Origin of the sequence: Halomonas sp. H5, from assembly GCF_050613175.1 — a bacterium.
Lineage (GTDB): Bacteria > Pseudomonadota > Gammaproteobacteria > Pseudomonadales > Halomonadaceae > Bisbaumannia > Bisbaumannia salifodinae.
The window spans coordinates 1142896-1155074 of sequence record NZ_CP192510.1 but is presented as its reverse complement, the minus strand read 5'-3'; the positions used below and the strand labels follow the sequence as shown (position 1 = coordinate 1155074).

At 68.5% G+C, this 12179-nt stretch carries 13 protein-coding genes; 2 read left to right on the top strand and 11 right to left on the bottom strand.

Annotation, left to right across the window (positions count from 1 at the left end):
* From ACQ1W9_RS05295 to ACQ1W9_RS05280, 4 genes are all read right to left on the bottom strand, one after another.
* Nucleotides 1–843, bottom strand: coding sequence for a hypothetical protein (locus ACQ1W9_RS05295; protein WP_431025670.1), 843 nt, complete (start codon nt 841–843; stop codon nt 1–3).
* Nucleotides 840–1979: a non-hydrolyzing UDP-N-acetylglucosamine 2-epimerase gene (gene wecB / locus ACQ1W9_RS05290; RefSeq protein ID WP_431025669.1), complete on the bottom strand. Its 1140-nt coding sequence runs from the start codon at nt 1977–1979 to the stop codon at nt 840–842. The genes ACQ1W9_RS05295 and wecB overlap by 4 nt, the downstream gene beginning before the upstream one ends.
* A gap of 185 nt (nt 1980–2164) precedes the next feature.
* Nucleotides 2165–3046 (bottom strand): DMT family transporter, encoded by an 882-nt coding sequence (locus tag ACQ1W9_RS05285; protein WP_431025668.1) that lies wholly within the window; start codon nt 3044–3046, stop codon nt 2165–2167.
* A 25-nt stretch (nt 3047–3071) separates the two neighbouring features.
* Nucleotides 3072–3341, bottom strand: a complete 270-nt coding sequence (locus ACQ1W9_RS05280) for a SelT/SelW/SelH family protein (protein WP_346061818.1) — start codon at nt 3339–3341, stop codon at nt 3072–3074.
* 252 nt (nt 3342–3593) lie between these two features.
* Here ACQ1W9_RS05280 and ACQ1W9_RS05275 point away from each other — a divergent pair, with 252 nt between their 5' ends.
* On the top strand, nt 3594–4025 hold the full coding sequence (locus tag ACQ1W9_RS05275; protein ID WP_431025667.1) for a PAS domain S-box protein: 432 nt from the start codon (nt 3594–3596) through the stop codon (nt 4023–4025).
* A gap of 140 nt (nt 4026–4165) precedes the next feature.
* Nucleotides 4166–4372, top strand: coding sequence for a PA3496 family putative envelope integrity protein (locus ACQ1W9_RS05270; RefSeq protein ID WP_346061816.1), 207 nt, complete (start codon nt 4166–4168; stop codon nt 4370–4372).
* 74 nt (nt 4373–4446) lie between these two features.
* On the opposite strand, the gene ACQ1W9_RS05265 is transcribed toward ACQ1W9_RS05270, so the two are convergent.
* The 7 genes from ACQ1W9_RS05265 to ACQ1W9_RS05235 form a co-directional block, all read right to left on the bottom strand.
* Nucleotides 4447–6204, bottom strand: a complete 1758-nt coding sequence (locus ACQ1W9_RS05265) for a complex I subunit 5 family protein (RefSeq protein ID WP_431025666.1) — start codon at nt 6202–6204, stop codon at nt 4447–4449.
* A complete protein-coding gene (locus tag ACQ1W9_RS05260) occupies nt 6201–7685 on the bottom strand; it encodes a complex I subunit 5 family protein (RefSeq protein ID WP_431025665.1) in 1485 nt (494 codons plus the stop codon). The genes ACQ1W9_RS05265 and ACQ1W9_RS05260 overlap by 4 nt, the downstream gene beginning before the upstream one ends.
* A complete protein-coding gene (locus ACQ1W9_RS05255; protein ID WP_431025664.1) occupies nt 7682–8941 on the bottom strand; it encodes a complex I subunit 5 family protein in 1260 nt (419 codons plus the stop codon). The genes ACQ1W9_RS05260 and ACQ1W9_RS05255 overlap by 4 nt, the downstream gene beginning before the upstream one ends.
* Nucleotides 8938–9162 (bottom strand): hypothetical protein, encoded by a 225-nt coding sequence (locus ACQ1W9_RS05250; protein WP_431025663.1) that lies wholly within the window; start codon nt 9160–9162, stop codon nt 8938–8940. The genes ACQ1W9_RS05255 and ACQ1W9_RS05250 overlap by 4 nt, the downstream gene beginning before the upstream one ends.
* 246 nt (nt 9163–9408) lie before the next feature.
* Nucleotides 9409–10041 carry a DUF938 domain-containing protein gene (locus tag ACQ1W9_RS05245; protein WP_431025662.1) on the bottom strand — a complete coding sequence of 211 codons (633 nt, stop codon included), beginning with the start codon at nt 10039–10041 and terminating at the stop codon, nt 9409–9411.
* 33 nt (nt 10042–10074) lie between these two features.
* On the bottom strand, nt 10075–11277 hold the full coding sequence (trpB, locus tag ACQ1W9_RS05240) for a tryptophan synthase subunit beta (protein ID WP_431025661.1): 1203 nt from the start codon (nt 11275–11277) through the stop codon (nt 10075–10077).
* 94 nt (nt 11278–11371) lie between these two features.
* Complete coding sequence (locus ACQ1W9_RS05235; protein ID WP_431025660.1) at nt 11372–12043, bottom strand: alpha/beta hydrolase; 672 nt, start codon at nt 12041–12043, stop codon at nt 11372–11374.
* Nucleotides 12044–12179 lie beyond the last annotated feature (136 nt).

Genomic DNA, 12179 nt, shown 5'->3' with positions numbered 1-12179 from the left:
TCAGTCGACTTCATGCCACTGCATCGCCCACAAGCGAGAGCCATCCTCGGGCACTCGCGCATACCGCAGGCGCACTGCGAACTCGGATCTGGCCAGCACCGGTTCGAGGCGCCTGACGAGGGCTCGCGCCCAATCGGGCACGTCGGGGTCATGGAAGGCCAGAAGATACATGGCGCCCTGCCCCTCGATGTCCTCGGTGAGCATGTCACCGGCCCTCAACAGCGAGTGCAGCTCCCCGGCGAAGTCGAATATCGCCTGCTGTACCGTGGCCCGTCCCAAGAGTTCACTCACCCTACGCATATCGAGAAAGTCGAGGCGAAACAGTAGCGCGGGCGTGGGCACCGCTCCTGCCTTGGCCATCTCGCGCAGGCGCCGGTCGATGGCCCGCGGCCGGGGTAACAGGCTCCAATCCGAGACATCGAGTGCGGCCCTGACCCGAGGAATGCTCAGCATCATGTTCAGGCGTGTCGCCGCCAGCTGCTGGGCCCGGGCGGCGGAGAGCCAAACCGGGGCGAAGGGCAACAGCGCAAAGACCAGGAACACTTCGCCACTCAGCATGCTGAGCGACTGCTGGGTCAACAGCAGGGGAACGACCGTCGCGAAGGCCAGGGCGCCCAGCGCAATGGCATACTGCAGGGGCAGGAAGGCCCCGATGGCGGTCAAGAGGGTGGCGATGACCCAGACCCCCTTGAGGTCGGGCCGCACCAGCAGGGCGCCGATGGTCCCGGTTATCCCCAGCGCCAACAACGGCCAGATCAGGCGGCTATAGAGGTGTCGCCGAAACCCCTGGCGGTAGGATGGGCCCTGAGACGTCTCCCCGGCGGTGGCTACCGACCGCGTCATGACGCCCTCCCCAAGCCTTGCACGATCAGGTCGAGGATACGTCCAGCGGCGCGGCCATCACCCAATGGATTGCCGCCTTCCAACGTCTCCCCGCGCCAGCTTCCCTCCTCCAGCGCGGCCACGACTCGATCCCTGCGGGTGCCAACCAGGCGCCCCCACCCCGACTCGATCACTTCCGGACGCTCGGTCTCGTCCCGGGCCACCAGGGTCGGCAGGCCCAGGCAGACGGCCTCCTCCTGGATCCCTCCCGAGTCGGTGAGCAACAGCTCGCAGGCCTGCATCAGATAGAGCATGTCGGGATAGGGTAGCGGCGCCACCAGGCGCAGCCGGGCGGCCTGTTCCGGAGGCAGGGAGCCCAATACCTCGCGGACCCGATCCGCCACCCTCGGATTAGGATGCAGCACCCAGACACAGGCCAGTTCCGGGCACGCCGCTAGCCGGGCCTTCACCGCCTCGGCCACCGACACGACACCAGTGCGCCAATTCTCGCGGCGATGCATCGTCACCAGGAGGCCGCGATGCGCTCGCAGCATTTGCGCCATCCCGCGACTCGACTCGCTCAGCAGGGAATGAGCCGCGCCACTCATGCGCTCCCTGGCCACCTCGACCGCATCGACGATGGTGTTGCCCGTGACATGTACCTCGCCAGGGACGGCCTCGGCACGCAAGGCCCGAGCGGCACGGAGCGTGGGAGCAAAGTGCCACTGGCTCATCCGGCCGATAACGCTGCGATTCATCTCCTCGGGGAAGGGCTGCCACGGATTGCCACTACGCAGTCCGGCCTCCACATGTCCCACGGGGATTCCCGAGAGAAAGGCCGCCATGGCCCCCTGCAGGGCGGATGCCGTATCGCCCTGGACGATGACGGCCTGGGGAGCACGCTCGCGAATGACATCCCCGAGAGACTGGAGCAGCCGCGCGTTAAGAGACGTCAGGGCGTCGTCACCCTGGCGGACGTTGAAACGAACCCCGGCGCTCAGACCGAAGAAGCTCAACAAGGGATCGAGCACCTCGGGCGCATGCTGTCCGGTATCGACCAACAGTGCCGAGGTCCCACCGAGTCGCGCCCGGCACTCCGCTACCAAGGGCGCCAGCTTGATGATCTCCGGACGCGTCCCCGCACAGAACATGATCATCGGGAGTCCCTCCCCTATCCCATCATCCTTGGATCCTTGCCTGCCCCCGCACGCCCCTGATTCCCAGGAGAGGCGAGGGCGGCCTACCTTGATCCAGTCTGGTATAGAGTTCGGGTCGACGGACGATTGTTTTGTTTCAGATTGAAACAGCCAACGCCGATCGTGCCCCTATCCCTGGCGGTACCTCACTCCTGCCGCGGCGCCTTCTGCCACTGCTGCAGTCCCAGGCCGGTGAGGATCAGCGCCAGCCCCGCCAGGGTAGAGGGCAGGATGGGCTCGCCGACGATGAAGTAGAGCAGCAACAGCGACACCGGCGGCGAGAGGAAGATCAGCAGCGACACCTTGGCGGTGCGCGACACCTTGCGCACCGCCAGCTGCCAGAGCACGAAGGCGATGCCCATCTCGAAGAGCCCCACATAGACGCCGGCGGCCAGGCCCACGGCGCTGAAGCCGGCGAAGCCGGGCCCCCACCAGAGGATCAGGGTCAGCACCGGCAGCGCCACGCTGAAGTTCTGCCACTGGGCCACCAGGGCGGGACGGCCGTCACGGGCGTTGAGCAGCCAGTAGAGGGCCCACAGCAGGGTCGAGGCCAGCGCCAGCCCCACCCCCCAGGCATCGGCGAAATCGACCCGCAGGACGGCGCCTCGGGTGGCGATCACCCAGACCCCGGCGTAGGCGATCAGCCCCGCCAACAGGTCGGTGCGGGTCAGCCGCTGGCCGAGGATCGGCACCGCCAGGAAGGCCATGGTCAGCGCCCAGGTGTAGTTGAGGGCCATGGCCTCCTGGCCGGGCAGGCGGTCATAGGCGGCGAACAGCACCAGGTAGTAGGCCACCGGGTTCATCAGCCCGGCCCAGGCGGCGGTACGCCAACCGTGGCGAATCGATGATCGCCAGAGGCCCTGGCGCAGCATCAGGGCCCCCAGCACCAGCCAGGAGACCCCCACCGCCAGCCAGATCAGCTCCAGCGGCGACATCTCGCCGAGCGCCACCTTGAAGGCGGTGGCCACCGTGGACCAGAGGGCCACCGCCCCGAGGCCAAAGAGCATGGCCTGACGATCCTGTGTCATAAGGGTCTCCTTCCCTGCGGATGTCTCAGCGGTCGATATGGCCCAGGTCGCGGTCGGGGTCGAGGCGATCGCGCACCCGCCGCTTGAGCTCCTTGCTGTCGGGGAAGCCGCCGTCCCGCTTGCGCTCCCAGAGCGAGGCGTCGTCGTAGAAGATCTCGAAATAGCCGCCGTGGGAGGGCACCAGGGCCACCTCCTCCAGGGCCTCGCCGAAGGTGGAAAGCAGCTCCTGGGCCAGCCAGGCGCTGCGCAGCAGCCACTGACATTGCGTACAATAGTGAATCCTAATTCGTGCCATCTCGAATCCTCCCGCTATGCGAGCGGGCATCATAGCAGTCCCGTCGGGGGCGAGCCCATGGCACGCCAGGCGGAGATCCCCATGGCAGAGTTCGGCCAGCCACGCCTCGATGAGTGACTCACCGGCGACTCCCCGAGATGGCGTCAGGCACCGGTCGGAGCGTCGGCGTTGCAAAGCGTGATTCGCCTGGCCATGATACCCAGACACCGGCCGGCCCGGTGAGTCATGGGTCCCCATAAGGAAGCTCCCCGGATGAAACGACCGCACATGATCAGCCCGGAATTGCTGGAACGCATCGTGGACGCCTCGGAGGATGGCATCGTGGTGGCCGAGCAGGAGGGTGACGAGACCATCCTGATCTACGCCAACCAGGGCTTCGAGCGCCTCACCGGCTACAGCGCCGACGAGATCCTCTACCAGGACTGCCGCTTCCTGCAGAACGATGACCGGAACCAGCCCGCCCTGGACAAGATTCGCCAGGCCCTGGCCGACGGCCACCCCTGCCGCGAGGTACTGCGTAACTACCGCAAGGACGGCACCCTGTTCTGGAACGAACTGTCGATTACCCCCGTCTACGACGAGGACGATCAGCTCACCTACTATATTGGCGTGCAGAAGAACGTGACCGAGCGAGTCGAGGCGCAGCAGGAGCTGGAGCGGCTCAAGGCGGAACTCGGGAAATAAGCCCTACCTAAAGTTATCACTCCCCTCTTGCCCTCCCGGGCCAGTTGACGCTATAAGGCGAGTCAGGCGCCCAAGGAGGCGTTGGAACCGTCCGGCCCCGCTCCGGGCGCTATGGCCACCGGGTCATGGGAGGGCATCGCATGAGCCAAGAGTACCGAGTCGACGACTCCCTCGCCGACGAGCAAGATTTCCTCGACGCCGTCAACGACGATAACTTCGGACGCAGCCCGCGCAGCAGCCGCGCCGACACCCTGCGCGCCCGCCGCCGGGTGGAGAGCCTGCTGGAGGAGCGTCGCCTGCGCCGCGCCATCGAGGATGACTGGCTCTACGACGAGGAAGAGGAGTAAAACGCCGCATCGCCTGCCTCGGTCGGGCCCTTCTCCCTCCGAGGCAGCCGCCTGACACCCCCGCCGCCCTGCCACTACCCCAGCGGTAGCGTCACCGGCAGCCCCCAGATCAGCAGCGCCCCCATCCCCAGGATCAGCGGCAACAGCAGCCAGCGCAGCAGGGTCTCGACCCGCTCCAGGCCATCCAGCCCCGCCATCAGGCGTCCGCTCCAGGAGCGCCGCGCCTCGTGCCAGCGCTCGTTGTGCCGATGCAGCGCCTCGACGCCGCGCCTCAGGTCAAGCATCCACCGGCACAGCGGGTGCCGTACCAGCCACCACAGATCCCCCGGGCGCCAGGTCGCCACCGCCGCCTCCACGGCGGGGTGCCGCCCCAGCAGTTGCTGAATGGCCACCGCCATCAGGATCCCCCCCAGCACCACCGGCCACAGCAGCCCCCAGAGTTCGCCCCAGGGCGGCAGGCGAATCGCCTCGGGCAGCACCAACCAGACCGGCAGCAGGGCCGCCGCCGCAAGGCACCCCAGCCAGCCGGCCAGCATGGCCCGGGAGGCCGGCTCGGCGCCCTCGTCCACCGCCCGGCACCACTCATGATAGAGACACCAGAGGGTGCGCCCCATCAGCACCGTGGTGCCCACCGCCGCCCAGCTCAGCGCCAGGGCCAGCCCCCGCCAGTCGCCCTCATGGAGCCCGGCCTTGATCATCCACTTGCTGGGCAGGCCGCTGGCCAGGGCACCGACCAGGGCCCAGGCCGGCAGGGCCAGCCCCGCCCCGACCAGCCAGAAGGGCAGTCGCGGCGGGCGCTGGGCGATGCCCACGCCGAGGAAGAGGGCCCCCTTGTTGAGGCCATGGTGGGCGGCGAAGAGCAGCAGCGCCGGCAGCAAGGCCGGCCACAGCCGGGGATCCTGCAGTGCCGCCCCGGTCAGTGCCGCCAACATGCCCAGCTGACTCATCGTGGAGTAGGCCAGCACCGCCTTGGCCTGGCTCATAAAGAGCCCATAGAGGGCCGCCAGGAAGGCCCCGAGGAGCCCCAGGGTCACCATCAGGCTCCCCGGCAGCGGCAGGGCGACCAATCCCAGGGGCAGGGTCTGCCACCAGCCCCACACCCCGGCCTTGACCACCACCCCGCTGAGCACCGCACTGGCCGGGGTGGGCGCCACTGGATGGGCCAGCGGCAGCCACAGATGCAGCCCCAGCACCCCCGCCTTGACGCCGAAGCCCAGCCACAGCAGCAGTACCACGGCGTTGCCCCCCTGCTCGGCGATCCCCTGGCGCAGCGCCGTCAGGGTCAGGGCACCGCTCTCCCCCGCCGCCCACAGCAGGCCGGCCAGGATCATGCCTTCCCCCACCAGGGCCAGCAGCAGATAGGCCCAGGCCCCCCGGCGGGCCTCCTCATCGCCCCGATGCAGCACCAGGCCATAGGCGGCGAAGGTCATCAGGGCGAAACCGAGATAGAAGCTGGGGATATCCTCGGCCACCAGCAGCAGCAGGTTGCCGGCCAGGGTCAGGCTCCAGAGCCGGGCGAAGCGCCCCCGATGGGGATCCTCGGGGGCCAGATAGCCCCAGGCATAGCCCCCCGCCAGGGCCCATAGCAGGGCGCCGAAGGCCAGCAGCGGGCGGCGTGTCTCATCCAGCAGCCAGTGCCCGCCCAGCAGCCAGGCCTCCAGGCTCAACTCCATGGCCGGGGCCCACAGCGCCAGGGCCAACGCCGGCAGGGGACCGCTCAGCCAGGCCAGGGTCGCCAGGCGCCGCTCGAACAGCCCCGGCAGGCTCGCCAATAGCAGCGGCCAGGCCACCGCAACGGCCAGGCCCCAGGGCATCAACATCGACAGGCTCATGGGAAGTACTCCCCACCGGCCACCCGGCCCGCCCAGTCCAGGGGACTATAGGGCAGCCCCGCCAGGGCCCCCGCCAGCAGGCTGAACAGCCCCGTGGCCAGGGCCGGCCCCCATAGCCAGGCATGGGTCTCGAAGCGCCCCAGGTGCCGCGCCTGGGGCCAGGCGGGATCCGCGGCGACCTTGAACCAGAGCCGATACAGGGGCGGCAGAAAGTAGGCGGCATTGAGCAGGCTGCTGGCCACCAGCACCGCGATCACCCAGGGTGAGCCGGCGGCCACCGCCCCCATCCCCAGGTACCACTTGCTGATAAAGCCCGCCAGGGGGGGCAGGCCGATCATGCCCAGGGCCCCCAGGGTGAAGGCCAGGCTGGTCAAGGGCATGCGCCGCCCTACCCCATCCAGCTCGTCGATGCGGTGGATACCCAGCTCCTCGGCATAGTTGCCGGCGCAGAAGAACAGCGTCACCTTCATCAGCCCCTGATGCAGCAGGTGGGCCAGGCCGGCGAGGGTGCCCAGGGGACCGAACAGGCTCACCCCCAGCACGATATAGGCGACCTGACTCACCGTGGAGAAGGCCAGGCGGCGCTTGAGGTCGACCTGGGCCAGGGCGCGCAGGGAACCATAGAGGATGGTGATCGAGGCGGCGACGGTCAGCCAGCCGAGCAGCCCCAGGGTGGCGCTGAAGGCGATGCCGTAGACGTCATGGACCAGACGCACGATGCCGAAGGCCCCCGCCTTGACCACCGCCACCGCGTGCAGCAGGGCGCTGACCGGCGCCGGTGCCACCATGGCCTGGGCCAGCCAGCCATGCAGGGGCACCAGGGCCGCCTTGACGCCGAGGCCCAGCATCAACAGCAGGAAGATGCCCCTCAGGGTGGTGTGGTGCCGCTCGTCCAGTTCGGCCAGGCGCAGCTCGCCGAAGGTCAGCTCCCCGGCCAGGGCCTGTAGCCAGACCGCCCCCAACAGCAGTACGAAGCCGGCGCTGACCATATAGCGCAGGTAGATACGCCCGGCGGCCAGCGCCGCCGGGGTACCGCGATGCACCACCAGCGGGTAGGTGGCCAGGGTCAGCAGCTCGTAGAAGATCAGGAAGGTGAAGAGGTTGGCGGCCAGGGCAATGCCCAGGGTGCTGGCCACGCAGAGGCTGAAGAAGCCGAAGAAACGCCGCCGATTGGGCGAGTCCTCCAGGTAGGCCACCGCATAGAGGGTGGTAAACAGCCATAACAGGGAGGAGAGGCCGGCGAACAGGATCCCCAGGGGATCCGCCACCAGATGGACGCTGAAGCCCTCCATCACCGGCAGGTGAAAGCGGTACTCCATCCCCTGGGCCAGCCCCCGCACCATCCAGGCCACCAGGGCCAGCTTGATCAGCGCCGCCCCCAGGTTGATGGCGGTGCGTGCTCGACGGGCGTGCTCCGGCAGCAGGAAGATCACGGGGGCCGCCAGCAGCGAAGTGGCCAGGGTCAGCAGCAGCAGGGTCATGGCAGGCCTCCCCCGTCGACCCAGAGCAGCGGGAGGCCCGCGACCAGCCCCAGGAAGAGCGCCGCCAGGGCCAGCCCCAGGGGCACGATATCCAGATGGGTCGGCACCCGCCGGCAGGGCGGCGCCTCGGCTCGGGAGGTAAAGCAGTAGGCGAAGACCCGGAACACATAGGCGGCACTCAGCAGGCTCCCCAGTCCCAGCAGCAGCAGCCACTGCCACTGGCCGGAGGCCAGGGCCGACTCCAGCAGCAGCCACTTGGCGACGAAGGCGCCGCTGGGCGGCAGGCCCATGATGCTCACCCCCGCCACACCGAAGACCAGCAGCGACAGGGGCAGTCGCTGCCCCACCCCGGCGAGCCCCTCCAGGTCACCGCGGTCCATGGCCAGCACCAGGTTGCCGGCGGCCATGAACATCGCCGCCTTGGCCAGGGCATGGGTCACGAAGAGCAGCCAGGTGGCCTGCCAGGCCAGTTGGCGGGCGCCCTCCTCGGCGGCGGCCATCAGTGGCAAGAGCAGCAGCAGATAACCCATCTGGGAGACGGTGGAGAAGGCCACCACCTTCTTGAGGCTGGTCTGGCGCCAGGCCAGCAGCCCACCCCAGAGCACCGCCGCGGCCCCCAACCAGCCCAGCAATTGCAGGCTGGGAGCGGCCTCGGGGCCCAGTAGCCACCATAGCTTGATCAGCAGGAAGAGGCTGGCCTTGATGATCAGTGCCGAATGCAAGGCGCTGACCGGGGCCCAGGCCGCGGCATGGGCCGGAGGCAGCCAGGTATGCAGCGGGAAGACCCCGGCCTTGACCAGCAGGCCGGTGCTCAGCCCCGCCAGGGCCAGCCAGCGCCACTGGGGATCGCCGACGGAGGCCCGGTCCAGCAGGGCGAAGTCGAGATGGCCATAGTGGCGATAGAGCAGCAGCGCCGAGGTCAGGATCAGCGCCGAACCGCTGAGGCTGGCCAGCAGGTAGTAGAGGCTCGCCCGCCGCGATGCCGGCGTGCCGGGCAACCACATCAGGGCGACCGCGCAGAGTCCCAAGCCTTCCAGGGCCAGGTAGAGGGTGAGCAGGTCCGAGACCAGCCAGATCAGCGTCAGGAAGCCCCACACCGCCGCCAACAACGGCCACAGCCAGTGGCTACGGCCGGCGGGCACCCCATACTCGCGCAGGTGGCCCCGGGCATGCCAGGCCACCCCCGCCACCAGCAGGCTGGTCAGCAGGATCAGTAGCCCGGCGAGGCCCTCGCTGGGCCAGGCAGCGGGGCTCAAGGTCGCTGCCGATTCATGGCCTGTTCGAGGAGCGCCTCGGTCTCGTTACCGGGGCCCCGACGGAGCAGATCCATAGCCTCGTGGTAGAGGCACAGCCGCGTCTTGCAGGAGGCGCAGAAGACCGCATCGTCGGGATTCTTGACCTTGGATACGCGCACGCGGTGACTTCCGCACTGGGGGCAGGCGACGGGCAGGCGAAAATCCTCCGAAAGATCACTCATCTAGCGTCCTCCTTGTGGCTACCCTGGGAGCCTGTCGGACTTAACACTGATCTACTGCGAATCCCGGGCTTCCGGCCAAATTTATCGATCCATTTCGTTAAATAGCTCGCTATTCGCCTCAATCGATCGATAAATTTGACTCGAAATCCGTAACTCTCGTGACGATCGGCTAAGCCCGATAGGCTCCTACCAGTCTTTGAGGTAAGTGCCAGAACTTCAAGGGACGCTACCAACGCAAGGCGAGGCTCAGGGGCGCTGGAACACCAGGCTCAGGTTATTGGCAGGCATCTCGACGACCCGGCTCAGCATAAGGCCATGCCGCTGCGCCTCGGCCTCGACCGCCGCCAGGTCGCGGATGCCCCAGGCGGGATCGCGGCGACGCAGGTCGGCATCGAAGGCGGCATTGCTGGGCGCGGTATGGGCGCCATCCCGCTTGAAGGGGCCGTAGACGAAGCATACGCCCTCGGCCGGCAGCCGTTCGCCGGCCTCGGCGAGCAGCGCCTGGCCGGCGGCCCAGGGGGAGATATGCAGCATATTGATGCATACCAGGGCCGCGAAGTCGGCCACCGGCCAGGGGCGGCGGGTCACGTCCAGGGCGATCGGCGCCAGCAGGTTGTCGGGACCCTCGGCGTCACGCCAGGCGGCGATGGAGGCCCGTGCCCGGCGGCTCGGGTCCGAGGGCTGCCACTCGAGGCCGGGCAAGGCGCGGGCGAAGTGCAGGGCATGCTCGCCGCTACCGCTGGCCAGTTCCAGGACCCGCCCCCGGCCCGGCAGGACGTCGCGCAGCACCGCGAGGATCGGCGCGGCATTGCGCGCCGCGGCGGGGCTGATCAAACGGGCCTCCGCGCCGGGGCCCAGGTCGGGATCGAGACTATCCATGGGGCCTCCTAGCAGTCTGTCGGGCTTCGCCGATCATAGTCCCAGTTTCTCGGCCACATAGTCGGCATCCTTGTCGCCGCGGCCGGAGAGGTTGATCAGGATATGTTGATCCCTGGGCAGGGTCGGCGCCACGCGCATCGCCCAGGCCACCGCATGGGCGCTCTCCAGGGCGGGGATGATCCCCTCCACCCGCGACAACGTCAGGAAGGCCTCCAGGCACTCCGCGTCGCTGGCGCTCTGGTAATCGACCCGCCCCACCTGCTTGAGGTAACTGTGCTGGGGCCCCACCCCGGGGTAATCGAGGCCCGAGGCGATGGAGTGCACCGGCAGTGGGTTACCCGCCTCGTCCTCCAGCACATAGCAGCGCATGCCGTGGATCTCGCCGGGCTTGCCGAGGGTCAGGGTGGCGGAGTGGCGCGGGGTGTTGAGGCCTTCGCCGGCGGGCTCCACCCCCACCAGGTGCACCGCCTCGTCCTCGAGGAAGGCGGTGAACATGCCGATGGCATTCGACCCGCCGCCGACGCAGGCGGTGACATGGTCGGGCAGCCTGCCGTGACGTTCGAGGAACTGGGCACGGGCCTCGCGGCCGATGATCGACTGGAAGTCGCGCACCATCTTGGGGAAGGGATGGGGCCCCACCACCGAGCCGATGGCGTAGAGGTAGTTCTGGGGATCCTCGAGGTACTCCTCGAAGGCGCTGTCCACCGCATCCTTGAGGGTCGCCGTGCCGCGAGTCACCGCCACCAGCTTGCAGCCGAGGATCTTCATCTTGGTGACGTTGGGGTGCTCCTTCTCGATATCCACCTGGCCCATATGGATCTCGCAGGGGATGCCTACCAGGGCGCAGGCGGTGGCCAGGGCCACGCCGTGCTGGCCGGCACCGGTCTCGGCGATCACCTTGGTCTTGCCCATGAACTTGGCCAGCAGCGCCTCGCCCAGGCAGTGATTGATCTTGTGCGCGCCGGTGTGATTGAGATCCTCCCGCTTGAGGTGGATCTGGGCCCCGCCCAGGGTCTCGGAGAGGCGCCGGGCGTGGAAGATCGGGCTGGGCCGCCCCACATAGTCGGCGAAGAGGCCGGCCAGCTCCTCTTGGAAGTCCTCGCGGAGGCGGATCTCCTCGTAGGCGGCATCGATCTCGTCCATCACCTGCTTGAGGTGAGGCGGCACCAGTTGGCCGCCGAAGTCGCCGAAGAAGCCCCGGGCATCGGGCATGTCGTGGGTCAGGGAAGAAGCCATGGTGCCATCCTGCTGAGAGAACAAGGGATTGCCCTTAATCTGCCCTAGCGACGGCGCCGCGTCGAGCCCACCTTCGGCGCACTGCCGCCTTGGCTTACGCCGCGGCGAGGCGCTGACCCAGCCAGGGGCCGATATCCGCCACCTGCTGGGGGCACAGGGAGTGCGGCATGGGGTAGCTGCGGTAGCCGACCGCATAGCCCATGGCCTCGAGGCGCTCGGCGCCGGCGCGGCCCAGGGCCTCCGGCACCACCGGGTCCTGGGTGCCGTGGTGCACTTCGATGACCAGGTCGCGGTTGGCATCGGCAGGCACGATGCTATCGGCGGTGGCGAAGTAGGTGGAGAGCGCCAGCAAGCCCCCCAGGGGCCGGGGATAGGTGAGCGCCGCCTGATAGGCCACGGCACCGCCCTGGGAGAAGCCGGCCAGGATGATGCGACGGCTGTCGATGCCCGCGGCGATCTGGTCGTCGATCAACCCCTGCACCCGGGCCGCGGAGGCCAGTAGCTGGGCCTCGTCGACGCGGCGATCCAGGCTCATCTCCAGGATGTCGTACCAGGCCGGCATCACCATGCCGCCGTTGATGGTCACCGGCAGCCGCGGCGCATGGGGCAGGATAAAACGCACCGCCCGCTCCGCCGGCAACTGCAGCGCCGGCACCAGGGGCTCGAAGTCATGGCCATCGGCGCCCAGGCCATGGAGGATGATCACGCAGCTGTCGGCGGGACGGCCGTCGCGGGGTTCGATAATCAGTTCACCGGGGTGGCTCATGGTCGGGCTCTCGCAGGGTCGAAATCACTGGCCGCTACCCTACCCCAAGCGCCGGCGACTGGCCATGGTCCTCGTGAGGATCGCAAGGTTGCCGTAGAGGGAATGGCCGAGGGGCGCTGGGGGCAGGGAAGAGCGG